25 protein-coding genes and 2 pseudogenes are annotated in these 24,376 nt (G+C 61.4%); 5 read left to right on the top strand and 22 right to left on the bottom strand.

All coding sequences use genetic code 11. The annotated features are described in order from the left end of the window. Positions 1 to 85: 85 nt before the first annotated feature. The 8 genes from lpdA to eno form a co-directional block, all read right to left on the bottom strand. Entirely contained in the window at positions 86 to 1,531 is a 1,446-nt protein-coding gene (lpdA, locus tag NKH28_RS24640) for a dihydrolipoyl dehydrogenase (protein WP_352980627.1), read from the bottom strand. Positions 1,532 to 1,542: 11 nt separating this feature from the next. Further along, the gene (locus NKH28_RS24635) at positions 1,543 to 2,181 is read right to left on the bottom strand and encodes an SGNH/GDSL hydrolase family protein (protein WP_352980626.1); all 639 of its coding nucleotides are present in this window, start codon (positions 2,179 to 2,181) and stop codon (positions 1,543 to 1,545) included. After that, positions 2,178 to 2,597: a hypothetical protein gene (locus NKH28_RS24630; RefSeq protein ID WP_352980625.1), complete on the bottom strand. Its 420-nt coding sequence runs from the start codon at positions 2,595 to 2,597 to the stop codon at positions 2,178 to 2,180. The genes NKH28_RS24635 and NKH28_RS24630 overlap by 4 nt, the downstream gene beginning before the upstream one ends. Before the next feature lie 17 nt (positions 2,598 to 2,614). Further along, positions 2,615 to 3,991 carry a pyruvate dehydrogenase complex dihydrolipoamide acetyltransferase gene (locus NKH28_RS24625; RefSeq protein ID WP_352980624.1) on the bottom strand — a complete coding sequence of 459 codons (1,377 nt, stop codon included), beginning with the start codon at positions 3,989 to 3,991 and terminating at the stop codon, positions 2,615 to 2,617. An 18-nt stretch (positions 3,992 to 4,009) separates the two neighbouring features. Next, positions 4,010 to 5,413: a pyruvate dehydrogenase complex E1 component subunit beta gene (locus NKH28_RS24620; RefSeq protein ID WP_352542001.1), complete on the bottom strand. Its 1,404-nt coding sequence runs from the start codon at positions 5,411 to 5,413 to the stop codon at positions 4,010 to 4,012. Positions 5,414 to 5,428: 15 nt separating this feature from the next. Then, the gene (gene pdhA, locus NKH28_RS24615) at positions 5,429 to 6,469 is read right to left on the bottom strand and encodes a pyruvate dehydrogenase (acetyl-transferring) E1 component subunit alpha (protein WP_502900026.1); all 1,041 of its coding nucleotides are present in this window, start codon (positions 6,467 to 6,469) and stop codon (positions 5,429 to 5,431) included. A gap of 171 nt (positions 6,470 to 6,640) precedes the next feature. Next, the gene (locus tag NKH28_RS24610) at positions 6,641 to 6,961 is read right to left on the bottom strand and encodes an FtsB family cell division protein (protein WP_023675088.1); all 321 of its coding nucleotides are present in this window, start codon (positions 6,959 to 6,961) and stop codon (positions 6,641 to 6,643) included. Between the two features lie 134 nt (positions 6,962 to 7,095). Beyond that, positions 7,096 to 8,370 carry a phosphopyruvate hydratase gene (eno, locus tag NKH28_RS24605; protein ID WP_352502935.1) on the bottom strand — a complete coding sequence of 425 codons (1,275 nt, stop codon included), beginning with the start codon at positions 8,368 to 8,370 and terminating at the stop codon, positions 7,096 to 7,098. Positions 8,371 to 8,572: 202 nt separating this feature from the next. Between eno and NKH28_RS24600 the strand changes: the two genes are divergently transcribed. After that, positions 8,573 to 8,695, top strand: coding sequence for a hypothetical protein (locus tag NKH28_RS24600; protein WP_084642452.1), 123 nt, complete (start codon positions 8,573 to 8,575; stop codon positions 8,693 to 8,695). Between the two features lie 77 nt (positions 8,696 to 8,772). Here NKH28_RS24600 and NKH28_RS24595 read toward each other — a convergent pair whose 3' ends face one another. The 7 genes and pseudogenes from NKH28_RS24595 to NKH28_RS24565 all read right to left on the bottom strand — a co-directional run bounded on the left by NKH28_RS24595 (position 8,773) and on the right by NKH28_RS24565 (position 15,571). After that, positions 8,773 to 9,138: a PRC-barrel domain-containing protein gene (locus NKH28_RS24595; protein ID WP_023675091.1), complete on the bottom strand. Its 366-nt coding sequence runs from the start codon at positions 9,136 to 9,138 to the stop codon at positions 8,773 to 8,775. A 122-nt stretch (positions 9,139 to 9,260) separates the two neighbouring features. Then, positions 9,261 to 10,112 (bottom strand): 3-deoxy-8-phosphooctulonate synthase, encoded by an 852-nt coding sequence (gene kdsA / locus NKH28_RS24590; protein ID WP_352502936.1) that lies wholly within the window; start codon positions 10,110 to 10,112, stop codon positions 9,261 to 9,263. 361 nt (positions 10,113 to 10,473) lie between these two features. Further along, a pseudogene (locus NKH28_RS24585) lies at positions 10,474 to 10,992 on the bottom strand (VOC family protein); the annotation flags it as partial. Positions 10,993 to 11,298: 306 nt separating this feature from the next. Next, a complete protein-coding gene (locus tag NKH28_RS24580) occupies positions 11,299 to 11,586 on the bottom strand; it encodes a Dabb family protein (protein WP_254817185.1) in 288 nt (95 codons plus the stop codon). 103 nt (positions 11,587 to 11,689) lie between these two features. After that, complete coding sequence (locus tag NKH28_RS24575; RefSeq protein ID WP_292655342.1) at positions 11,690 to 11,824, bottom strand: hypothetical protein; 135 nt, start codon at positions 11,822 to 11,824, stop codon at positions 11,690 to 11,692. Between the two features lie 370 nt (positions 11,825 to 12,194). After that, the gene (locus tag NKH28_RS24570) at positions 12,195 to 14,174 is read right to left on the bottom strand and encodes a bifunctional 2',3'-cyclic-nucleotide 2'-phosphodiesterase/3'-nucleotidase (RefSeq protein WP_352613580.1); all 1,980 of its coding nucleotides are present in this window, start codon (positions 14,172 to 14,174) and stop codon (positions 12,195 to 12,197) included. Between the two features lie 131 nt (positions 14,175 to 14,305). Continuing rightward, positions 14,306 to 15,571, bottom strand: coding sequence for an NAD(P)/FAD-dependent oxidoreductase (locus tag NKH28_RS24565; RefSeq protein WP_352613578.1), 1,266 nt, complete (start codon positions 15,569 to 15,571; stop codon positions 14,306 to 14,308). A gap of 180 nt (positions 15,572 to 15,751) precedes the next feature. Here NKH28_RS24565 and NKH28_RS24560 point away from each other — a divergent pair, with 180 nt between their 5' ends. Further along, positions 15,752 to 16,408, top strand: a complete 657-nt coding sequence (locus NKH28_RS24560) for a 5-formyltetrahydrofolate cyclo-ligase (protein ID WP_352471829.1) — start codon at positions 15,752 to 15,754, stop codon at positions 16,406 to 16,408. A 13-nt stretch (positions 16,409 to 16,421) separates the two neighbouring features. On the opposite strand, the gene NKH28_RS24555 is transcribed toward NKH28_RS24560, so the two are convergent. Next, positions 16,422 to 16,895, bottom strand: coding sequence for an Lrp/AsnC family transcriptional regulator (locus tag NKH28_RS24555; RefSeq protein WP_023675099.1), 474 nt, complete (start codon positions 16,893 to 16,895; stop codon positions 16,422 to 16,424). A gap of 157 nt (positions 16,896 to 17,052) precedes the next feature. Here NKH28_RS24555 and ald point away from each other — a divergent pair, with 157 nt between their 5' ends. Then, positions 17,053 to 18,168 (top strand): alanine dehydrogenase, encoded by a 1,116-nt coding sequence (gene ald, locus NKH28_RS24550; protein ID WP_352502940.1) that lies wholly within the window; start codon positions 17,053 to 17,055, stop codon positions 18,166 to 18,168. A 244-nt stretch (positions 18,169 to 18,412) separates the two neighbouring features. On the opposite strand, the gene NKH28_RS24545 is transcribed toward ald, so the two are convergent. The 6 genes from NKH28_RS24545 to NKH28_RS24520 form a co-directional block, all read right to left on the bottom strand. After that, entirely contained in the window at positions 18,413 to 18,880 is a 468-nt protein-coding gene (locus tag NKH28_RS24545) for a DUF1203 domain-containing protein (protein ID WP_352471826.1), read from the bottom strand. Positions 18,881 to 18,957: 77 nt separating this feature from the next. Then, on the bottom strand, positions 18,958 to 19,764 hold the full coding sequence (gene dapB / locus NKH28_RS24540; RefSeq protein WP_352928669.1) for a 4-hydroxy-tetrahydrodipicolinate reductase: 807 nt from the start codon (positions 19,762 to 19,764) through the stop codon (positions 18,958 to 18,960). A 149-nt stretch (positions 19,765 to 19,913) separates the two neighbouring features. Then, positions 19,914 to 20,477, bottom strand: a complete 564-nt coding sequence (locus NKH28_RS24535; protein WP_352448953.1) for a GNAT family N-acetyltransferase — start codon at positions 20,475 to 20,477, stop codon at positions 19,914 to 19,916. A 5-nt stretch (positions 20,478 to 20,482) separates the two neighbouring features. Further along, positions 20,483 to 21,334 (bottom strand): 3-mercaptopyruvate sulfurtransferase, encoded by an 852-nt coding sequence (gene sseA / locus NKH28_RS24530; RefSeq protein ID WP_023675104.1) that lies wholly within the window; start codon positions 21,332 to 21,334, stop codon positions 20,483 to 20,485. 35 nt (positions 21,335 to 21,369) lie between these two features. Further along, positions 21,370 to 22,113 carry an alanyl-tRNA editing protein gene (locus tag NKH28_RS24525; protein ID WP_023675105.1) on the bottom strand — a complete coding sequence of 248 codons (744 nt, stop codon included), beginning with the start codon at positions 22,111 to 22,113 and terminating at the stop codon, positions 21,370 to 21,372. Next, entirely contained in the window at positions 22,113 to 23,147 is a 1,035-nt protein-coding gene (locus NKH28_RS24520) for a cysteine synthase A (protein ID WP_023675106.1), read from the bottom strand. The genes NKH28_RS24525 and NKH28_RS24520 overlap by 1 nt, the downstream gene beginning before the upstream one ends. Before the next feature lie 215 nt (positions 23,148 to 23,362). Here NKH28_RS24520 and NKH28_RS24515 point away from each other — a divergent pair, with 215 nt between their 5' ends. Both NKH28_RS24515 and NKH28_RS24510 read left to right on the top strand, forming a co-directional pair. Then, entirely contained in the window at positions 23,363 to 24,184 is an 822-nt protein-coding gene (locus tag NKH28_RS24515) for an SDR family oxidoreductase (protein ID WP_352457508.1), read from the top strand. Positions 24,185 to 24,208: 24 nt separating this feature from the next. Continuing rightward, positions 24,209 to 24,355: pseudogene (locus NKH28_RS24510) on the top strand (alpha/beta hydrolase); the annotation flags it as partial. Positions 24,356 to 24,376 lie beyond the last annotated feature (21 nt).

Below are 24,376 nucleotides of genomic sequence, written 5' to 3'. Positions count from 1 at the left end.
TATGATGGATGATGCCTGCGAAACGAATTGCTCTGCCGTCGAGTTTCTCTGTGTCTTCCGTGTGAGACTCGCCCCAACTAATTTATCATGCATTCAGTGCGCGGCCATAGGCGTCGAGTACACTCTCCTTCATCATCTCCGACAGCGTCGGGTGCGGGAAGATCGTGTGCATCAGCTCTTCCTCGGTGGTCTCCAGATTCATCGCCACGACGAAGCCCTGGATCAGTTCGGTTACTTCTGCGCCGACCATGTGGGCACCCAGCAACTGGCCGGTCTTCTTGTCGAAAATGGTCTTGACGAAACCTTGGTCTTCGCCCAGCGCAATCGCCTTGCCGTTTGCGGCGAACTGGAAGCGGCCGACGCGGATGTCCTTGCCATCGGCTTTCGCTTTGGCTTCCGTCAGTCCGACCGAGGCGACTTGCGGATTGCAATAGGTGCAGCCCGGGATCTTCAGCTTGTCGATGGCATGCACGCCGGGGAAATTGGCGATCTTTTCCACACAGACCACGCCCTCATGCTCGGCCTTGTGGGCGAGCATCGGCGGTCCGGCAACGTCGCCGATGGCGTAGACGCCCGGCACATTTGTCTTGCCGTAGCCGTCGACGACGACGCAACCGCGGTCCGTCTTCACGCCGAGCGTCTCGAGGCCGAGGTTTTCGATGTTACCCTGTACGCCGACGGCCGAGATCATACGATCGGCGGTGATATTCTCGACCTTGCCGTCCTTCATCTCGACATGCGCCGTGACCGAGTTAGTGCCCTGCTCGACCTTGGTCACCTTGGCTTCTAGAATGATCTTCATGCCCTGCTTCTCGAACTGCTTCTGCGCGAATTTCGAGACCTCGGCGTCCTCGACCGGCATCACAGCCGGCAGCAGTTCGACCACCGTCACCTCGGCGCCCATGGTGCGGTAGAACGAGGCGAACTCGATGCCGATGGCGCCCGAGCCCATCACCAGCAGCGATTTCGGCATCTCTTTCGGCACCATCGCCTCGAAATAGGTCCAGATCAACTTGCCGTCCGGCTCGATGCCGGGCAATGCGCGCGGCCTGGCTCCGGTCGCCAGAATGATGTGCTTGGCGCTATAGGTGCCCTCGCCCTTGACGCCTTTGGGCGCCGGCGGCTGCGGCTCCATCGGCTTCTTCGACGATTTCGACACGACGATCTCGCCAGGTTTGGTCAGCTTGGCTTCGCCCCAGATGACGTCGACCTTGTTCTTCTTCATCAGGAAGCCGACGCCGCCGTTGAGCCGCAGCGAGACCTTTCGCGAGCGATCGACGACGGCGGCTGTGTCGACGCTGACCTTGCCATCGATCTTCAGGCCGTAGTCCTTCAGATGATCCGAATAGTGCATGATCTCGGCGGAGCGCAGCAGCGCTTTGGTCGGAATGCAGCCCCAGTTGAGGCAGATGCCGCCCAAGTGCTCGCGCTCGACGATCGCCGTCTTGAAGCCAAGCTGGGCCGAACGCACTGCAGTGACATAACCGCCGGGGCCGGAGCCGATGATGATGACGTCGTAGTTCTCAGCCACGGCTTTCTCCTTCACAATTCCAACATGAGGCGCACGAGCGGCGCCAGCGCTTGCCCGACGTTCCGCGTGTTTTCTGCGTCGAGGTGGACGCCGTCGAGCGGCGTGGTTTTGGCTACCGTGCCGGCATCGAAGAAGCCGCAGCCGGCCTCGTCGGCAAGGGCGGAATATTGCGGCGCCAGCCGCTTTGACGCGTCATCGCCGCCGGCGAACATTTCCTTGAACTCGGCGTTTTCCGTGCGGCTGACTACGGGCGGCGCGACGATCAGGATCTGCGGAGCCGGCCAATCGAACGGGTAATCGTGACCGCGCACGATATCGATCAGGCGTTGCATGCCTTGCTTGGCCGCGACCGGATTACCATGAATCCACGGCTTCATATCGTTGGCGCCGAGCATGATGACGATCAAGTTGATCGGTGCGTGCGTCGTCAGGATTGTTGGCAACAGCCTTGCGCCATTGCGGTCCGCCCCGGCCAAGTGATCGTCGAAGGCGGTGGTTCGGCCATTCAGGCCTTCGGCGATGACCTCGACGCCGCTGCCCAATGCTGCCTGCAGCACGCTCGGCCAGCGATCTTCCAGCGGATGCCGGCCGAGGTTTGCCGCGTCATAGCCCCAGGTAAGCGAATCGCCGTAGCAGAGGACCGTCTTCATGTGCCTGTCCCGGCGAAACCTGGTTGCGAGCGCGCTAGTCGCCAGCGCACGAACAGCCACTGGACCAGCACCGTAGCGATGCCCGGCAGGACGAGACCGGCGACTACGGGAAGATCGCCCGACCACTGGCTCTTGCCTGGGGGCTGGGAGAAAGTCCAGCCGATCAGGGAAACTCCAACGAGCACAAAAAACGCTACCCCTATGGTCGCCGTCAGCTTTGTTGCCCGTCGTGGGTCCGACATGAATTGTGCGATGAAGAACGCGACCGTCACGAGGATGGTGACGAGAGCCGAGATCATGGATACAAGGATGTACTCCACGTCGGCATTGGTGGCGACGGCGAGCCACTGCACCACCAATCCGCCGGCCAAACCGGAAAGAAAGAAGGCAAAAAGGCTGGTGAAGAATTTCCGCACCGCCCTGTTCCCCTCTCTTAAACCAGCATGCCCATCGGGTTTTCGACCATGCGTTTGAAGGCGACGAGCAGCTCGGCGCCGAGCGCACCGTCGACTGCGCGGTGATCGGTCGACAGCGTCACCGACATGATCGTGGCGATCTTGATCTCGCCGTTCTTGACCACTGCGCGTTGCTCGCCGGCGCCGACCGCAAGGATCGTCGCATGCGGCGGGTTGATGACGGCAGAAAAATCCTTGATGCCGAACATGCCGAGATTGGACACCGCCGTGGTGCCGCCCTGATATTCTTCCGGCTTCAGCTTGCGGCTGCGGGCGCGGCCGGCAAGATCCTTCATCTCGTTGGAGATGACGGACAGCGTCTTTTCGTCAGCACGCCGGATGATCGGGGTGATCAGGCCGCCGGGGATCGATACGGCAACGCCGACATCGGCGTGCTTGTGCTTGATCATGGCGTTTTCTGTCCACGACGCATTGGCATCCGGAACCGCCATCAGCGCCATGGCAAGAGCCTTGATGACCATGTCGTTGACCGACAGCTTGTACGCCGGCGTTTCGCCCTTCTCGGTCTTCTTCACCGGCGCGGCCGCATTGATCTGCGTGCGCAGGGCCAGAAGTGCGTCGAGCTCGCAGTCAAGCGTCAGATAGAAATGCGGGATGGTGGTCTTGGCTTCGACCAGCCGCCTCGCAATGGTCTTGCGCATATTGTCGTGCGGGATCAGTTCGTAGGAGCCTTCGGCAAACAGTTTGAGCACCTGCTCGTCCGACATCGCCTTGGGTGCTGCGGCCGCAGGTGCCGGAGCGCCGGCGGGCGCTGCTTTTGCTGCTGGCGCTGCCTTGGCGCCGCCACTGGAAATTGCGACCTCGACATCGGCCTTGACCACGCGACCATGCGGGCCGGAGCCCGTCACCGCCGACACATCGACACCGGCTTCCCTGGCGATGCGCCGGGCCAGCGGCGACACGAAGATGCGCTCACCGCTTGCGTGGCCGTTGGCGACCGGCACCGCTTCCGCCTTAGGCGCAGGTGCGGCAGGCTCCTGCTTCGACGCTTCGGGCTTTGATGTTTCAGCTTTGGGGGCTTCCGCTTTCGGAGCCTCAGCCTTGGCCGGCGCAGCGCCATCACCGCTTTTGGCGGCAGAAGCAGCATCCTCGCCCTCGGCAGCCAGCACCGCGATCAGCGCATTGACCTTGACGCCTTCTGTGCCGGCCGGAACCACCAGCTTGGCGACCGTGCCCTCGTCGACGGCCTCGACTTCCATCGTCGCCTTGTCGGTCTCGATCTCGGCAATCACGTCGCCGGGCGAAACCTTATCGCCTTCCTTGACCAGCCACTTGGAAAGATTGCCCTCTTCCATTGTGGGCGACAGCGCCGGCATGGTGATGTTGATCGGCATTTTGTCCTCCCGCCCTGCTCAGCGATACGTGACGGCTTTGACCGCCTCGACGACCTCGCCGACATTGGGCAGCGCCAGCTTTTCGAGGTTCGCCGCATAGGGCATCGGCACGTCCTTGCCGGCAATTGTAATGACCGGTGCATCTAGGAAATCGAAGGCGCGCTGCGAGACCTGATTGGCGACATGGTCGCCGACCGAGTTCTGCGGAAAGCCTTCCTCGACCACCACGAGGCGATTGGTCTTTTTGACCGAGGCGATGATCGTGTCGAAGTCGAGCGGGCGGATTGTGCGCAAGTCGATTATCTCGGCATCGATGCCCATGCCGCGCAACTCCGCCTCGGCCTTGATCACGTAGGTCATGCCGATGCCGAACGAGACGATGGTCACGTCCTTGCCGGATTTGTGAATGCGCGCCTTGCCGATCGGCAGCACGAAATCGTCCATCTTCGGCACGTCGAAGGAGTGGCCGTAAAGGATTTCGTTCTCGAGGAAGATGACCGGGTTCGGGTCACGGATCGCCGCCTTGAGCAGACCCTTGGCGTCGGCGGCGGTATAGGGCATCACCACCTTCAACCCGGGAACATGGCTGTACCAGGCGGCATAGCATTGCGAATGCTGCGCGGCGACGCGGGCAGCCGCGCCGTTCGGGCCGCGAAAGACGATCGGGGCGCCCATCTGGCCGCCGGACATGTAGAGCGTCTTGGCGGCTGAATTGATGATCTGGTCGATCGCCTGCATGGCGAAGTTGAAGGTCATGAATTCGACGATCGGCTTCAGGCCGGCCATCGCCGCGCCAACACCAACGCCGGCAAAGCCGTGCTCGGTGATCGGCGTGTCGACTACGCGCCGCGGACCGAATTCCTGCAACAGGCCTTGTGTGATCTTGTAGGCGCCCTGGTACTCGGCGACTTCCTCGCCCATGACGAAGACGTCGCCGTCGCGGCGCATTTCCTCAGCCATTGCGTCGCGCAACGCTTCACGCACCGTGGTCGAGACCATTTCGGTGCCGGCCGGGATGTCCGGATCGGCGGCAATTTCCAGCCTGGGTGCGGCGGCAACAGGTGCTGCCGCTTCGCTCTTGGCCGGAGCAGCAACGGGGGGCGGAGCAGCCGCGGGCGCTGCCGCTTGCGACACGACAGCCTCCTCGCCAATGCCTTCGCCCGCCTCGTCGATGTCTTCGCCATCGACGGCCAGCACAGCGATCAGTGTGTTGACCTTGACGCCTTCGGTGCCGGCAGGAACCACGATCTTGGCAAGCGTGCCGTCGTCGACGGCTTCGACTTCCATCGTTGCCTTGTCGGTCTCGATTTCGGCAATGGCGTCACCGGCCGCGACCTTGTCGCCTTCTTTCTTCAACCACTTCGAAACATTACCCTCTTCCATGGTCGGCGAGAGGGCGGGCATGAGAATTTCGATCGGCATGTCCTTGCCCTCTCGTTAAAGTACGATGTCGGTCCAGAGCTCGGACGGATCTGGCTCCGCGTCGTTCTGGGCAAATTCTGCGGCGTCGGCGACAACGTCGCGAACTTCCTTGTCGATGGCCTTGAGTTCGTCCTCGCTTGCCCATTTCTTATCGAGCAGCCGCGCCTTGACCTGCTCGATCGGGTCACGTTCGGAACGCATTTTCTGCACTTCTTCCTTGGAGCGGTATTTTGCCGGATCCGACATCGAATGGCCGCGGTAACGATAGGTCTGCATTTCGAGAATGAGCGGCCCGTTGCCGGCGCGGCACCATTCGGCGGCGAGGTCGCCGGCTGCCTTTACAGCGCGCACATCCATGCCGTCGACCTGGATGCCTGGAATCTTGAAGGACGCGCCACGGTGCGAGAAATCCGTCTCGGCCGACGAGCGCGAAACCGAGGTGCCCATGGCGTAGCGGTTGTTCTCGATGATGTAGATCACCGGAAGCTTCCACAGCGAGGCCATGTTGAAGCTTTCGTAGACCTGGCCCTGGTTCGCCGCGCCATCGCCGAAATAGGTCAGCGTCACATTGTTGTTGCCGCGATAGCGATTGGCAAAGGCAATGCCGGTGCCGAGCGACACTTGCGCGCCGACGATGCCGTGGCCGCCGTAAAAATGCTTCTCCTTGGAGAACATGTGCATGGAGCCGCCCTTGCCTCTCGACAGGCCGCTACGGCGCCCGGTCAGTTCGGCCATGACGCCGCGCGGTGACAACTCCATGGCCAGCATATGACCATGGTCGCGATAGGCGGTGATCATCTGGTCGCCGTCGATCAGCGCCATCTTCATGCCGGTAACGACCGCTTCCTGGCCGATGTAGAGGTGGCAGAAACCGCCGATGAAGCCCATGCCGTAAAGCTGGCCGGCCTTTTCCTCGAAGCGGCGGATGAGCAGCATGTGCCGGTAGGCGGCAAGCTCCTGGTCTTTGGTGAATTCAACAGGCTTCGGGGTGGAAAGGCCCGGCATCTTGCCGTCTGATTTGGATTTGGCAGGCGCTTTTCTGGCGGCGGTGGCCATGCATCACTCCCTGTTGGCGTCTCTTGGCGGACAGCGAGGGAGATCAGTTCTCCCACCGATTTGAGGCAGGCTAACATGCAGGGAAGGCTTTCGCCATGCCGAAAACGCATGGCTGTCATGCATCTAAGCAATTAAAATCATTGCAAATATCACCGATTAACTGAAATTCGGTTATCTTGCAACCGGCAGCATGATGGTGATCTCGTCCGCGTGGGACAGATTAAGCGCCTTGCGCGCCTGCTCGTCCAGCATGTCCTTCTCCAGGGTGCCCTCATGCATCAGCTGAACGCGGCGCTCGAGATCGATCCGGCGCGCCCTGACGGCATCGAGCCTGCCCTGCAATTCGGCAGTCTCAGCTTCGAGCTGATACTTGGAATAGATGCCGAACTCGCCATGATAGGCATGGAAGCCGAAATAAGTCAGGAACACCACGCAGAGCGAGGGGATGATCAGCCGGCCGGTGTTTCTTTGCTTGTGCTGGCGTGTCCACATGGTCCGAATCCTCTACGCCGCCTTTGTCGCCCGATTGTGCTTAATGGACGGTTACAGCCTGTTGGATTCAGAGCCAGGAAGCAAAAAAGGGCGGGAATGTCCCCGCCCTCGCCGCCACGGATTTTCTCTCGAAATCAGCTTTTCACGATCGACTTGCCGGCATATCGCGCCTGCTTGCCGAGCTCCTCCTCAATGCGGATGAGCTGGTTGTACTTGGCCATGCGATCCGAGCGTGACAGCGAGCCCGTCTTGATCTGCCCGCAATTGGTGGCAACGGCGAGGTCGGCGATGGTCGAATCCTCGGTCTCGCCCGAGCGGTGCGACATCACCGCGGTATAGCCGGCCTTGTGCGCGGTCTCGACGGCGTCGAGCGTTTCGGTAAGCGAGCCGATCTGGTTGACCTTGACCAGGATCGAATTGGCGACACCCATGCGGATGCCGTCGCGCAGCCGCGCCGTGTTGGTGACGAACAGATCGTCGCCAACCAGCTGCGTTTGCTTGCCGATGAGATCGGTCAGTATTTTCCAACCGTCCCAGTCATCCTCCGCCAGGCCGTCCTCAATGGTGATGATCGGGTAGTCGGCAGCAAGTTTGGCCAGATATCTGGCCTGCACCTTCGGGTCGCGGGTTTTCCTCTCGCCTTCATAGACGTAGTTGCCACCCTTGAAGAATTCGGTCGCCGCGCAGTCGAGGCCCAGCGCAACCTCTTGGCCGGGCTTGAAGCCAGCCTGCTCGATCGATTCCATGATGAAGTCGAGCGCGGCCGGCGCGCTCTTCAGGTTGGGGGCAAAGCCGCCCTCGTCGCCGACATTGGTGTTATGGCCGGCGTCCTTCAGCTTCTTTCGCAGCGTATGAAAGATCTCCGAGCCCCAGCGCACGCCGTCGCGCAGCGTCGGCGCGCCGATCGGCAGGATCATGAATTCCTGGAAATCGATCGGGTTGTCGGCATGCGCGCCGCCATTGATGATGTTCATCATAGGCACCGGCAGCACATGGGCCTTGGTGCCGCCGACATAACGATAGAGCGGCAGGTCGGCGGCTTCGGCCGCAGCCTTGGCCACAGCCAGCGACACGCCGAGGATGGCATTGGCGCCGAGCCGGCTCTTATTGGGCGTACCATCGAGCTCGATCATGGTCTGGTCGATATGAATCTGATTCTCTGCCTCCATGCCGCCGATCGCCTCGAACAGCTCGCCGTTCACCGCCTCGACCGCAGTGAGCACGCCCTTGCCGAGATAGCGGGGGCCGCCATCGCGCAGTTCGACCGCCTCATGCGCGCCGGTCGAGGCGCCGGACGGCACCGCGGCGCGACCCATCGAGCCGTCTTCGAGCACGACGTCGACCTCGACGGTCGGATTTCCGCGGCTGTCCAGGATTTCACGCCCGACAATGTCGATGATGGCCGTCATTGCGATGTCCCCGATTGATCGATTGAAGCGTCGCGCACCTCTTAGCCAAAGCGCCGCAAAACGCAATCGGGGCACTTGCAAATATTGCCCGTGCGCTACGGATTCACGAAGCACGAAGCGCTGTCATCATTTGTCATACGCGGCATGCCGGTTTCTGGTTTATGGCTGTTGTCGCGCGGGGCGAAACAGGAGGAGTTTCGCCATGTCCCAGTTGAGCGGTATTGTGAGTTTGTTCCTGATCGCGGCTGCGTTCCTGACGTCGTGCGACAATCAGCAACCCCCGCAGGGATCGTCGCCTTTGCCGGCCCTGCAGATTGCGCAGTAGCATCCCGCCACATCGAAAGGCCCCCGATTTCCCGGGGGCCTTTTTGATTCCAGGAGACTTAGTCAGTGCCAGTAAGGTCAGTGCCAGTAAGGCTCGACCTTGTAGTAGTTGTATGAGGCATCACGCGCGGCCTCGCCGTCGGCGCCGGTCAACTCGTTGATCGAATAGGAAGGAGCGGCCATCAGCTGGTCTTTGGTGAACGGCACGACATAGCCGCCCTTGTTCTCGTCATAGTCAAGGCTCGCCCACGGAATGGCGTGGTATTTCTCGCCGATGCCGAGAAATCCACCAAAACCGATCACGGCAAACATGATTCCGTTCGACAGTTTGTCGAGCATGACGTCCTCGATGTCGCCGATATGCGTGCCTTCCGTATTGTAGACCGATGTGCCGATAACCCGCGAAGCGGCGATGGCTTCGGTGTGTCCCGTCTGGGTCGTCATGGTGTGCTCCTCGTCGTCGTTGACATTAGATTTTGACAATGATGGCCGCGGGCTAAGGTTCCAGGCAGGTTCGAAATTCTTCAAAGTTTTCCTGGCGGCGCTGCTGTGGCGCAACTGCTGGTTCAACCCACGCTTTTGGCAATGCGATCGAACGCCATCAGCCGTTCAAGCAATGCGGGAAGATCCTTTAGCGGCACCATGTTGGGACCGTCGGAAGGCGCGTTGTCGGGGTCCTGGTGCGTCTCGATGAAGACGCCGGCGACGCCAACCGCGACGGCCGCGCGCGCCAGCGTCTCGACAAAGCGCCGGTCGCCTCCAGACGAACCGCCCTGCCCACCCGGCTGCTGCACGGAATGGGTGGCATCGAAAATCACCGGCGCGCCGATCTCGGCCATGATCGGCAGCGCCCGCATGTCAGACACCAGGGTATTGTAACCAAAGGATGCGCCGCGCTCGGTGACCAAGACATTGGCATTGCCGGAGCCAATGATTTTGGCGACGACGTTCTTCATGTCCCACGGCGCGAGGAATTGCCCCTTCTTCACATTGACCACCTTGCCGGTTTTTGCCGCAGCAATCAGCAAATCGGTCTGGCGGCTGAGGAAGGCAGGAATCTGCAGGATATCGGCATGAAGCGCGACGATCGCGCATTGTTCCTCAGTGTGGACGTCGGTCAGGATCGGCAAGGCAAAATTCTTGCGCAAGTCGTCGAAGATCGGCATTGCCGCTTCAAGTCCCGCGCCGCGCGTGCCGCCAAGCGAGGTGCGATTGGCCTTGTCGTAGCTGGTCTTGTAGACGAGCCCAATGCCGAGCCTGTCGGTCAATTCCTTTAGCGCACCGGCCATGTCGAAAGCGTGCTGCCGCGATTCCAGCTGGCATGGACCAGTGATCAGCGATAGGGGCGCGCTGTTGCCGAAAATGACTTTGCCGACCGCAACGGAAGAGTTCGGCATCAGTGGATTGAGCTTGTTCATGCGATCTCCCGGAAAATGAAGGCTGCGCCCTGCCCTGGCGCGGCACGATGGTATCACCGCCGCGCATGTGGTGTTCCACAGAATTGGCTGCAAGCAGCTTGGCGACGGCATCGCCGTGCCTAATCGAAAAGACGATCCCAGCAAAGCGGAGTTCAGATGGTGCGCCGGCAGGAATGCCGAAGCGTGCCGAATAGGCTGCAGGATCCAGAACGGTCACGACGGCATTCGGCAGCTCATAGACAGTGCCGCCGCCCTGCGCCTCGATTCCGGCTGCGATCGAAATCAAACGGCCTTGTTCGAAAGGTTCGCCAGTGACTGCCACGACTTCGACAATGCCGGTTGCGCCATTAGCGTGGGCCTGCAACGCAGTGCGGTCGACGTTCGGCGCATTGATCCGCTCGCAGGCGAAGAGAAAAGCGTCCGCTGTCTTGCCTGTAGCCGCGAAGGCCAGTTTGAACGATGCGGTATCGCTCTTTCCCGCCGCATCGGTGAAGGCGCGCGAAAAGCTTAGCGCGTCTCCCGCCGACAGACCGGCTTCCATGTAGCGCGCGTGGTCCGCGGCGGCGCTTTCGGTGCCCAGCGCCACGGCAGAAAATCCTTCATCGCCGTTTTCTTCGCGATACGTGCGATCACGCACGACAAAGACATTGCGGTTCGCGATCGCCGTTGCCACGGCCTGCCGGTCAGCGACCGCGAGCGGCTCGAGATAGGTGCCGTCGGTGAGAAAGACACAGCAGTTTTGCGTTCCGAAAGGGTGGATACCTGTCGGCGCAACGGTAAAGCCGAGCAGGGCCAAGCGCGCCCGCGCAACATCGAGGCTTGCTGTCGGCAGCACCAGGTGATCGAGCGGATGAGGCCTTGCGGGGGTGTTTTCGGTCATGTCCCGCGCGATGTGCCTCATTCCTGAAAATGGTTCAAGGGCTTAGCCGGTGCCTCAGCGGCGATCGCAGGCCTCGGCCGCGAGGAGCCGACTTGCCGCCCGCAAAAATCATCCTAGCTCATTGCCATGGGAAGAGACCTTTTCATCGCCCTAGCCGTTATTGCGATAGCAGTTATCGCCGTGCTGATCTGGAACGCGCCAAAGCGGCCGGGCGTCGATCCGACCGAAACCTCCGCGGCTCAGACGGAGTGAAGCGGGCTACGGCGCGGAGCCCCTCCGCGACGTCAAATCTGCCTTGGGAGGCGGTCAACTTGCAACGATGTCGGCCGAATAGCGTAATTCGCGCAGAGGTTTGACCCGGCTGGTCGTCTCTGCATAGAGCGGATGCGCCTTGTAGGCGGCGAGCGCCGCTTCGTCCTCGAACTCGGCGTAGACGACCACATCGATCTCATCCGAGAGCGGGTCGACCTTGGTGTTGAGCGTTACCTCGAAATGACGCGAATGAGGTATCTTGCCAAGCGCCAGGAGGCCCGTGCGCACTGCCTCGACATCCGCTTTATGCCGTGCGCTGAAGAAAACGATATGCCGGATCAACCCAGCCTCCTCGACCGTTGGACCGGCGTTCTTTTGTGTCAGCGGCAGCGTGCCGTCAATCGGCAGGTTTGTCGCGTCTGCGAACCATAGCTGCGAAGAGAAACTACACCATGCTCGTTACATAGTGCACGATGCGGGTCACCTCCCTGACCGTCCTATCGAGGTAGCGGCCTTGGTTGTAAATGCCGTCCCAGATCAGGAAAAAGGTGACGGTCGTGATGACGATGACATAACGCATGACTAAAACTAGCGCATATGGACGGTTGCAACCATAGCGATTCCAACGCTGCTGGGGACCCTTCCCGAATTTTAATGGCCTTTGTGGTCTGTCTGCTGCGATGCTTGCTGGCCAGAATGGCGCTACCGCCACAGGGCGCCTTGGAAAGATAACCCGCTCGGCTTCGACGACCGCTCCCCGCCTCGATCGACCGACTGCCACACGATTATTCCGGCGGGATTTCGACGGACGCGCTGGATCTGGTCATGCCGCCGTCAAGCGGCGTTTCGCACCACCTGCTTGAAGAGGCCCCCTGTCTCAAACGGATTGGCCTCATCGGGGCAGTATCTTAACGCTGAGACAGTTTCGAGCCGACGTTCAAATCCTCGCCTCAAAGAGTGATGCGGTATTTTGCAAAGCCCGCTTCGCCCTCGCCCGCCGGCTCGATCTTCAGCGACGTCACTTGCGCAATAAACTCCTTCGCCTTGGCGCCGGTCTCGAATACGACGCTGGTTCCCGGCAGTGGCGCAAACGACCAGTTGGCGTCCGCCGACGGGTTGATGATGCCTTTGCTGACGATATAGCGCACGATCACATCGCGGTTGGTATCGGGCGCTTCGTAGATGATCTTCGAGGCATTGATCTCCGGGAAATTGCCCCCGCCGCCGGCTCGGTAGTTGTTGGTGGCGACGACGAATTTCCGCTTGGGATCAATCGGTTTGCCGTCGAACATCAAGTCAATGATGCGGGTCGAGCCAGCATTCACCAGCCCGCCCTTCGAATCATATTTCGGTGGCTGCGACAGATCGATCTTGTATGTGACGCCGTCGATCACGTCGAAATTATACGATGGGAAGTCAGTGTTGATGAGCGCCTGGTCGGCTTTGCCCGGTTCGATCCGGTTGAAGATGCCGGCCGACATTTCCAGCCATTCTTTCACCTCTGCCCCGGTGATTTCAACGGCGCGCACCGTGTTTGGATAGAGGTAGAGGTCGGCGACGTTCTTGATGGCGATATCGCCCACCGCCACGTCGGTGTAATAGTCGGCGCCGTTGCGCCCGCCCGCCTTGAACGGTGCCGCCGCCGACAACAGCGGCATATCCTTCCACTCTGTGTTCTTCAGGATGTCCTTCAAGTACCAGTTCTGCGCCTGGCTGACGATCTGCACCGATGGATCATCGGCGACCAGCGCAAAATAGGAATAGAGCGGCGCCGAGGTTTTGCCGACCGGCCGGCGCACATAGGCAAGCGTCGCCTCGTGGTCCGGTTTGAGCGCGTCGATGATGCGCTGGTCGTCCGCGACGGTCGGCTTGTTCGTTTTGTCGACCCGCTCAAAGATCGGCCTGGCCTCAGAGGTCGCCGAGACGATTTTCCACGTCGATCCGTCGCGCTCCAGCAACAGATCGATCAGCCCCATGTGCGAGCCCCAGAAGCCGGCCATGACGGCGGGCTTGCCTTGCAACGTGCCTTTCGCCGTATCGACGGCTTCCAGCGACTGAAAGTCCTTCTTGCCGGGGAAGACCAGATGCTGGTGACCGGTGAACACCGCATCGATACCTTCGACACCGGCAACGAAGAAGGAGGCGTTCTCCATCGTGTCACTTTGCTTCACGTCGATGCCGGAATGGGAGAGCGCAATGACGATGTCGGCGCCTTCTTCCTTCATTTGCGGCACCCACGCCTTGGCCGCCTCGACGATGTCGCGTGTTTTGACGCTGCCCTCGAGATTTTTCAGGTCCCAGACCATGATCTGCGGCGGCACGAAGCCGATGATGCCGATCCTGATCGGTTGCTCGGCCCCCGACCCGTCTTTGATCTTCCTGTCGAGGATGACGTAAGGCTTGAGATAAAGCCTGTCGTCGCGCGGGTTCGCGGCGAGCTCCGTGCCGCGGATCAAATTCGCGCAGACAAATGGGAAATTGGCACCGGCCAGCACCTTGTCCATGAACGACAGGCCGTAGTTGAACTCGTGGTTGCCGAGGGTCGAGCATTCGTAGCCGAGCAGGTTCATGCCCTTCATGACCGGATGCAGATCGCCATCCTTCATCCCCCTCTCGTAGGCGATGTAGTCGCCCATCGGGTTGCCTTGCAGAAGGTCGCCATTATCGATCAGCATCGCGTTGGTTGCTTCCTTGCGCACGGCTTCAATCAACGATGCCGTTCGCGACAGCCCCATCGTGTCGTTAGCTTTGTCGGCGTAGTAGTCGTAAGGCAGCACATTCACGTGGATGTCGGTCGTCTCCATAATCCTCAGATGCGCCTGATTGGCTTGAGCCCGGGCGGAGAACGGGTGCAGCATGATCAGCGCTCCGCTGGCGGCGACGCCGGCGAGGAAATCGCGGCGTGAGACGAGGTGGCGCAATTGGGACATTCGTTTTCTCTTTCTTCCACGACGTGACAAGTCCTGCCCGAAGCAAAGCTTCGCGCCGAAATCCAGTCGAGTCCAGAAGCCGATTCCATCAAGAGGAGGTGACGCGCCGATGAATGTCCGGCAGCGAACAATCAGCCCTTGTCGTCGTCGCCCTGCGTGATCAGCCGCGCGCTGCGCTGACCGGTGAAGTAGATCCATAGCCAACTCAGGGAAACCGCAAGCCGGTTACGAAAGCCGATCAGGAAGTAGATATGCGCCAAGCCCCATAGCCACCAGGCAAGCCGGCCGGTAAGCTTGATCCAGCCGAAATCGATGGCCGCGGCGCGCTTGCCGATCGTCGCCAGGTCGCCGTCATGCCTGTAGCTGAAAGGACGCGGTGTCGTGTCACCGGTAAGCCTTGCCTTGATCGTCGCGGCGACATGCCGTCCCTGCTGCTTGGCGGCGGGCGCGACGCCCGGCACCAGCCGGCCATCCGGCCGCAGGACGTGCGCTGCGTCACCGATGACGAAAATCTCCGGGTTTCCCGGCACACTCAAGTCGGGCTCGACAAGCACCCTGCCCGCGCGGTCCGCTGCTGCGCCGAGCCATTCGGCGGCCGGCGAAGCGGCGACGCCCGCCGCCCACAGGATTGTCCTGGCCGGCAAATGTGTGTCGCCGAAGACGACACCCTCGGCATCGCAGCGCGTAACCGCCCGGCCGAGTTCGACGGTCACGCCGAGCCGTTCGAGCGCCTTCGTTGCATAATCGGAGAGTTCGGGAGCGAAATTGGTGAGGATGCGGTCACCGGCCTCAATCAGCACCACACGCGTCTGCCGCGTGTCGATGTTGCGGAACTCGCCGCGCAGCGTGTCGTGCGCCAGCTCGGCAATGGTGCCGGCCAGTTCCACGCCGGTCGGCCCGCCGCCGACGATCGCCAGGGTCAGCAATGCCTGGCGCTGGGCGGGATCGGTTTCCCGCTCGGCCTGCTCGAAAGCCAAAAGAATACGCCGTCGAATGGTGGTGGCGTCCTCCAGCGTCTTCAGGCCAGGGGCGAACGGTTCCCATTCGTCATGGCCGAAATAGGCGTGCCGCGCGCCGGTGGCCAGCACCAGCGTGTCGTAAGCGACCGTGCCGCCGTCCTGCAGCAGCACGCGCTTGCCGGTGCGGTCGATGCCGGTAACGGTGGCGAGCAGCGTCGTCACGTCCTTGCGCCTGCGCAGAAGATGGCGGATCGGCCAGGCGACTTCGGAGGTGGCCAGCGCCGTCGTCGCCACCTGGTAGAGCAGCGGCTGAAAAAGGTGATGATTGCGCCTGTCGATCATCGTGATACGCACCGGCGAGCCGGCTAGTGCGCGGGTGAACTCGAGGCCGCCGAAACCGGCACCTACGACGACGACGTGATGGTTGGCTGTGTTCATCTCGCTCATCCCTCTCGCCAAGGCTGATGTAAGTATCGTTGTGCAGTGCAGCAATGCCTGCGCTGCAACTACCTGGGAGTCGTCGCTTGATGTCGTGAATACGCATGCTGCGGACTCGTTCCCGGATATAGCCTGCGTCCAGGATACTACTTGGTTGGAACTGTATATTGCAGGTGAAGCATGGCTAGCGATGAAGACGAAGGCTCAGCGCAGTACGCCTCGCCGCCTTGTTTTATGCACGAGCTCGATCCGGAGTTCCAAGCGCCGCTATCCGACTGGACCGACGTAAGGCGCTGGCGCAAGGCCGAGCGCGAGCGGTTGATCGCATCCCGCCTTGCCGTTTCAGCCGACACGCGCGCAGCTATGTCGCAGCGTATTGCCGAAGGGCTCGACGCGGTGATCGGCGACATCGCCGGCCGTTTGGTCAGCCTCTACTGGCCGTTTCGCGGCGAGCCGGACCTGCGCCCTTGGATGGAAACCGTTAACGCGCGAGGCGGGCGCACGGCGTTGCCCGTCGTCGTCGAGAAAGACCGGCCGCTTGTCTTTCGCGCCTATGCCCACGGAGACCGGCTGGAGAAGGGCGTCTGGAATATCCCGATACCGGCTGACGGTGATCCGGTGTTGCCCGACGTCGTCATTTCGCCGATCGTCGGCATCGATCCCGGGCAGTTCCGCTTGGGTTATGGCGGCGGCTTCTTCGATCGCACGCTTGCCGCGATGCCGTTCAAGCCGCTGGTCATCGGCGTCGGCTACGAGTTGCAGCGCATCACCACCATCTACCCGCAGCCGCACGATATTCCGATGGACCGTGTGGTGACTGAGGCATCCAAGGCCTAGGCGAGTTCGGGGCCTAGGCGAGTTCAGGCTTCATTCCCACGGCTGTGCGATCGACGATTTCGCGCAAGGCAAAGGACGAATTGATCTTCGTCACATGCGGCATTGCCGACAGCCACTCCTTGTGGATACGTTCGTAGTCGACGAGATCCTTTGCCGCTATGCGCAGGATGTAGTCATATTCGCCCGACATCAAATGGCAGGACAAGACGTTCGGGCAGCGCTTTATCGCTGCCTCGAAATCCGACAACGTCTTCTCGAATTGCCCGGACAGCGATATATGCACGATCGCCGTCATCTGGTGCCCAAGTGCAGCGTTGGACAGCCGGGCGTGATAGCCGCGGATGGTTCCGGATTTCTCCAGATTGTCCAGCCGCCGCGAGCAGGCCGACTGGGACAGGCCGACCTTCTCGGCGAGCGCTGCGTTGGGTATCCGCCCATCCTTCTGCAACGTCTCGAGAATGGCGATATCAATCCTGTCGAGCGGCATTTTTGCGGGTTCCTGCGACAATTCTAATGTTTCGCGCAACGATTATCGAACAGTGGCTTCTCAGGCAAGCGCATTCGCAAACACTTACCGAACGATTCGTGGTTCACTATCTCTAGACAGGGAACGAGCCCCAAAGGGCCGGATCAGGAGAAGAACGATGCGCATCGGCTGCCCCCGGGAAATCAAGAATCACGAATATCGCGTCGGCCTGACGCCGGGTTCGGTCCGCGAATATGTCGCGCATGGCCATGAAGTGCTGATCGAGACCGGCGCCGGCGCCGGCATCGGCGCCGACGACAACGCGTATCGTGCCGCCGGCGCCACGATCGCCAAGACGGCAGCCGACGTTTTTGCCAAGTCCGACATGATCGTGAAGGTCAAGGAGCCGCAGCCCAACGAATGGGTTCAGCTCCGCGACGGCCAGATCCTCTATACCTATCTGCATCTTGCCCCGGATCCGGAGCAGACCAAGGGCCTGCTGGCCTCCGGCGTGACCGCGATAGCCTACGAGACCGTCACCGACGAGCGCGGCGGTCTGCCGCTCTTGGCGCCGATGTCGGAAGTTGCCGGCCGCCTGTCGATCCAGGCGGGTGCAACGGCGCTGCAAAAGGCCAATGGCGGCCGCGGGGTGCTGCTTGGCGGCGTGCCCGGCGTGCTCCCGGGCAAGGTAACCGTGCTCGGCGGCGGCGTCGTCGGCCTGCATGCTGCACGGATGGCCGCCGGCCTTGGCGCCGACGTCACCATCATTGACCGCTCGATCCCGCGCCTGCGTCAGCTCGACGACATCTTTGGCGGCCGCGTCCACACCCGCTACTCGACCGTCGAGGCGCTGGAAGAAGAATGTTTTTCGGCTGACATCGTCGTCGGCGCCGTGCTGATCCCGGGGGCAGCAGCGCCCAAGCTGGTGACGCGCGAGATGCTGTCGGGCATGAAGAAAGGCGCCGTGCTGGTCGACGTCGCCATCGACCAGGGCGGCTGCTTCGAGACCTCGCACGCCACCACCCATGCCGAGCCGACCTATGAGGTCGACGGCGTCATCCACTATTGCGTCGCCAACATGCCGGGTGCGGTGCCGGTCACCTCGGCCCACGCGCTCAATAATGCGACGCTGCATTATGGCCTGCAGCTCGCCGACAAGGGCCTCAAGGCGCTGGTAGACGACCACCATCTGCGCAACGGGCTGAACGTCCACAAGGGCAAGATCACGAATCGCGCGGTGGCCGAAGCGCTCGGTTACGAGCTGGTCGAGCCGAAGGCCGTTCTCGCCGCCTGAGCTTCCGAATCTGCCTCTCCAGTGCCCGTCGGATTCGTCCGACGGGTTTTTCTTATGTCGAAAAACTGAAAAGTGTCGGGCGCGCGGAATAACCGGACAACAAAAAAGCGGAGCCAAAGCCCCGCTTCCTCGGTTGTCGAAAATTCCCGCCGGTTCATCCGCGGTCGGCAAATCGATCGACAGTCTCTTTCTACCGCTGGTATGCGACGGGAGTACGACAGCCAAGCCGGTGCAGCCTGTCCGGTTACGCGCGGTCGATCCGGCACTGATAGCAATTGTTGCGCGCCGAGCGGATGTGGACGTAAGCGATGTCGTCGCGTTCGAACAACGTCTCTGCCCGTGCGGCAATGGCGTCGGTCGGAATGACGCCGCCGCTGCCGTAAACGATGCGGTCGTCCTTGCCATAACCGCGCACAATGTAATCGCTGCTTTCGAGCATTTCGGGAAGCATTTTCCCCTCGGCGGCGCGTTCGCATTCTTTCGCATGCAGAAAGATCGGCCCCGTTTCGGCATAAGGCTGCAGCTCCGGAAAAGGTCGATAGGCCAAAACAAGATAGGCTTCTCCCAAAGCAATATTTTTCAAGCAATGACGGCAAGGCACGCCGTCGCCATCCGAAATTTGCCGCTCTGGCTTCAAGCCATAAGCATCCGGCCCGCCGCGCTGAAGTGCCCGGACAGCATTGGTTGGCAAGGCTTTGAATTTTAGCGTCATGGCAAAATCTCCGGTGTCGTCGACCGGAAATTATGCTCGCAAGACAGCGTTTCCCACCCGATTCCTGCCGAAATGGATCAATCCATCAGCGCGTCGAGACCACGAACCAGACCTTTGATCTGCTGTACCCGTCTGATGGCGAGCAGCGTGCCCGCCACGTAAGGCGCCGCGGACGAGCCGGCGTCGTGGCGTATGGTCAGCCGCTCGTCTGGCAGACCGAACAGCGCCTCGCAGGACAGGATGTAGGACGGCAGGCGAAGCGCGTGCACTTGCACCCCCTCGCCTGCGCCGACCGCACCACCGCGTGTGGCCGGCACGCCGGAGACCTCGGAGACCGGCTTTGCCGTTGAGGCCTTGCGGATGTCGGCCAGCGCTTCAGCAAGCTCTCGTGCGGTTCCGGAGGGCGCGTCGGGCTTCTTTGCACTAGCATAATCGATGACCTCGACATCCGGCACGTATTTTGCCGCCATAAGTGCAAACCGCTTCATCAGCGTGGCGGTGATGGAAAAGTTGCCGGCGGCAACGACGCCGACGCCATTAGCGCGCGCCGCGGCGTCGATCTCGGCATAATCGGCAGCTCCCAGTCCCGACGTGCCGATCACCGTATGCCGTCCGTTGTCGATGGCGAGCAGCACATGGTCTTTCACGACAAGCGGCTTGGTGAAGTCGACCAGCACGTCCGACGGCGCCTCCAGCGCCTCGGCCAGCGAGGCCGAAACGGCAATACCATTAGCCGGCATACCAACCAGCAGACCGGAATCCTGCCCCGCGCCGCTGCGTGATACAGCCCCGGCCAGCGCCATGTCGCCCTGCGCCCCGATCGCCGGAACCAGCGCTTTGCCGACCCAGCCGGTCGCGCCGGCCATTACCACGCGTATTGCCATCGTGCGATCCTCCATCACCCATCGGTTTTTAGACGATAGCGATATGGAAAGAGCCAAGCTCATTCAAGTCGGGCTCGCCTTTGAGTGTTGATCCAGAGACTCTGGGACATTGCAAGACAAGCTGAAGCTCGGATGAACGGGCCTGAAAATCAGGGCCGCATGACGCTGGCCGCGCGCTCGGCAAAAGACATCGGATGTACGACCTCCTTTTTTTGCGCCACTGGCGTAAAGCCGAGTTTTTGATAGAGCGGCAGTGCTGCTGGGTGATCGAGGGTGCAGGTCTGCACCGTCACCCGCTTTGGCCCGTGCGACCATGCCGCGGCGATTGCCGCACCAAGGAACCAGCGGCCGATGCCTTGCCCGGTCGCGTGCTCCATCATTCCGAAATAAGCGAGTTCCACTTCCTCCGGCAAATGCGGCTTGAGGTCGAAGAAGCCGGCCGGCGCACCATCCAGATAAAGCACCCTGATGTCGCGGTCCTCGCGGTGGATGCCCGCCGCAAGCTCCTCGTCGCTCAGCCTCAGCACATTGACCCAGTGCCATTTGCGGCCCACCCGATCCATCAAATAGCGGTAGAAATGCAGCGGAATGTCTTTGGTCTTGAGCAGCGCGATCTGGCGGTTGTACGGCAGCGGCGGCGAATACGCAGGCGGCACATGCATTTCGAGAAACGTCACGGTGACGTCGATGTCTTCCAGCGATCCGTCTTCCATCCCCGTCAGTCCTTGCCCGTCACGACGGGCGTGTCGGAAAGCCCGCCCCATTCGGTCCATGAACCGTCATAAAGCCTGTTGTCGGCATGGCCAAGCGTCTCCAAAGCCAGCGTGACAGCTGCCGCGGTGACGCCCGACCCGCAGGAGGTGACGACCGGCTTCGACAGGTCGATGCCGGCTCCTTCGATCACTTTGCGCAGCCTGTCCTTCGGCAACAATTCGCCGTTTTCCGAAAGCGCCGAAAATGGCACGTTGTGCGCGCCCGGCATATGGCCGGAGCGGATGCCGGGGCGCGGCTCCGGCTCGGTGCCGGCAAAACGGCCAGGCGAGCGCGCGTCGGCGATCTGGCTCTCCCCCGTCTCGACGATCCGGCGCATGTCGGCAAGGCTGGCGACGCGGGCGGCATCGAAGTTGGCATAAAACACGCAAGGCGCGATCTTCGTCGGCTCCGCCGTCACCGGCCGTCCGGCGGCTTTCCAACGATCGAACCCGCCGTCGAGTATATAGACCTGGAACACGCCCATGACGCGAAACAACCACCAGGCGCGCGGTGCAGAAAAGAACCCTGGCCCGTCATAGACAACAATCGTGTCATCGGCCGAAATACCCATCGCGCCGACATATTGCGCGAAATGCTGCGGCGACGGCAGCGTGTGCGGCAGAGCCGCGTCGGGGTCCGAAACCGCATCCTGGTCGAGGAAGCGGGCGCCTGGAATATGCGCTACGTCGTACTCGGCGCGCGCGTCACGCTTTTGCGCCGGCAGATACCAGGACGCGTCGACAATCGTCAGGCCGGGTTCGCCGAGCCGCTTCTGTAACCAATCGGCATCGATGGTGAAAGGACTGTCGTCGGCCATCTTTTCTCTCCTGTCCCGCCCGTCGCAGTCCTATATCAGGCTGGCGGCATAGGACCAAAGCGAATGCGGAAGCGCCGGTTCTCGCGGCCCTTCTTCTCGATCTTGCCGATATGGATCTCGCCGATTTCGCTGGTGCTCTTTACATGGGTGCCGCCGCAAGGCTGGCTGTCGATCGAAGCGTTCTCGCCGATGCAGACCAATCGGATCCTTCCCGTGCCGGCCGGGGGCCGCACATTCTTGGATTTCACCAAGCCCGGATTGGATGCCAGTTCCTCGTCGGAAATGAGCCGGGTGAAGATCGGGTGGTCGGCTCGCACCAGTTCCATCAGTCTGGCCGTCACGTCTTCCTTGGTAAAGCCGGCATCCGGGATGTCGAAATCGATACGGCTGTCGTCCTCGGAAACCGCGGCGCCGGTGATCGGGAACGGACAGACGACGGTAAGCAGGTGGCAGGCAGAATGCATGCGCATCAGCAACTGCCGCCGCGGCCAGTCGATGGCGAGCCTCATGCGCTCGCCCACCTTTGGAACTGCCTGCTCCGGCGCCGGCACATGGATGATCTCGTCCTTGGTTTCGCCGGTGATCGTAGCGGCAATCGCTATGCCGGTGCCGTCGGCGCGTTCGAGGCTGCCGGTGTCGCCCGGCTGCCCGCCCGATGTGGCGTAAAACACCGTCCGGTCCAGAATGATGCCGCCGCGATCATTGACTGCGACGACGGTGGCGTCGGCCGTCCCCAGATAGGCGTCGTCACGAAACAGCGCTTCGGTCTTGTGCGCCATCACGCAACCCTTTCGAACGGTACTGAAATCGTGCTCTGTTGCTCCATCCACCCCGGCACCGGCAGCTTCTTTTCGCGCAGGAATTCAGGATTGAACAGCTTCGACTGGTAGCGCGTGCCGTAGTCGCAAAGCATGGTCACGATAGTGTGGCCGGGGCCTAGCTCGCGCGCCAGGCGAATGGCGCCGGCAATGTTGATGCCCGTCGAACCGCCAACGCAAAGCCCCTCCTCCTGGATCAGGTCGAATACGATCGGCAGCGCGTCCTCGTCGGGGATCTGGAAGGCAAAATCGGGTGTAAAGCCTTGGAGGTTGGCGGTGATCCGCCCCTGCCCGATGCCTTCGGTGATCGAACTGCCCTCGGATTTCAGCTCGCCGCTGGTGTAGAAGGAATAGAGCGCTGCCCCCAGCGGATCGGCCAGCGCGATCTTGACCTGGTTGTTTTTGGCCTTCAGCCCGAAACCGACGCCTGCCAGAGTGCCGCCGGAACCGACCGCCGACACGAAACCATCCACCTTGCCGTCGGTCTGGTTCCAGATTTCTTCGGCCGTGGTGCGGATATGGCCGTCACGGTTGGCGACATTGTCGAACTGGTTGGCCCAGATCGCGCCGTTCGGCTCGCTCTTGGCCATCTGCTCGGCCAGCCGGCCCGACAGCTTCACGTAGTTGTTCGGGTTCTTGTAAGGCACGGCGGGCACTTCGATCAACTCGGCGCCGAGCAGTTTGATCGTATCCTTCTTCTCCTGGCTCTGGGTGTCGGGAATGACGATCACCGTGCGGTAGCCGAGCGCCTTGGCAACCAGTGTCAATCCGATGCCGGTGTTGCCAGCCGTCCCCTCGACGATGACGCCGCCGGGCCGCAGCAGCCCGCGCTGTTCCGCATCGCGGATGATAAACAGGCCGGCGCGGTCCTTTACCGACTGCCCGGGATTCATGAATTCGGCCTTGCCTAGGATCTCGCAGCCGGTTGCTTCCGAGGCCTTGTTGAGGCGGATCAGGGGCGTGTTGCCGATCACGTCGATCACAGAACGGGGCATGGAGATTCCTTTGTGGGTGCGGCGAAACCCTAGAAACCCGAAGCTTCGGTTTCAAGGCAAGAATTTGCCTGGTCCAGTCGCATTTCGCACACTGCAATTCCTGCAGCCAGGAGCGCCCGACCGGTATTCATTTCAACCATGTACCGAAAAGCACTCTTTTCATTCGATTTCTTCACCGGTAGAGCACAGGCTAAGAAGAGCCGGCGGGGCGCAACATGACACTCTATCGGGCCAATCCGAAGCATGGCGTCGCCTGGATTACGGGCGGCAGCAGCGGTATCGGCCGTTCGCTGGCCAAGGATCTTGCCGCTCGGGGCTATGTCGTCGCGGTGACTGCGCCAGATGACCATCCGATCGATACGCTCATCGTCGAAACGGCGCAGATGGCGGGCCGTGTCGCAGCCTATCCTTGCGACGTGACCGACGAAAAACGCATGGCGAAGACGGTTGCAGCGATCGAGAAAGATCTCGGTCCGATCGTGTTGGCAGTGTTCAACGCTGGAAGCTATATCGCAACGCCGGGCGAGGATCTTGTGGCGCGCAATTTCCGTCGGTCTTTCGAAGTCAATTATTTTGGCATCATCAATGGCCTGCTGCCGGTCATCGAACGCATGCGCGTGCGCTCGCGCGGCCATGTCGTGCTGATCGGTTCGGTCACCGCCTATTTCGGCTGGCCCACCACCGCCGCCTATGGCGGCACCAAGGCGGCGGTCAATATCCTGGCCGAGTCGCTGAAATACGATTTCGACAAGATGAACGTCCGCATCCAGGTGATTAATCCGGGCTTTGTCGACACGCGGCTGACCGAAAAGAACTTCCTGCCGATGCCGGGCTTGATGCCGGTCAATCTGGCCTCGCGCCGCATCGCGCAAGGCATCGAATACGGCGGCTTCGAAGTCACTTTCCCACGCCGCCTGAGTTGGACGCTGAAACTGCTCAGGATGCTGCCGAGGCCGTTCTGCCGATGGGTGATCAGCACGGTCACCCGCTGGAACGCGCGGCCGCTGAATTTCGACCGCAAGCCGCCAGTCGAGTAGGATCGGTGATGGCGAGCGATCGTGCTTGCGGGTCGCTGGGGCGTCGCACATGAATTGGTGCCGGTCGACGATACCGGCGACCCGGACAACCACGTCATTGCCGGCGACGCGCTGTCGCCATCGACCACGGCTTTCCTCGCGCAGCGGATCGTCGTGTGGGTCGAGGCGGTGGTAAGTGAACCAAAGCCCCAA

This window comes from Mesorhizobium sp. M1227, assembly GCF_040318315.1.
Lineage (GTDB): Bacteria > Pseudomonadota > Alphaproteobacteria > Rhizobiales > Rhizobiaceae > Mesorhizobium.
Note: the sequence above shows the minus strand (reverse complement) of the source record. Positions and strands in the feature narration are given on the sequence as shown.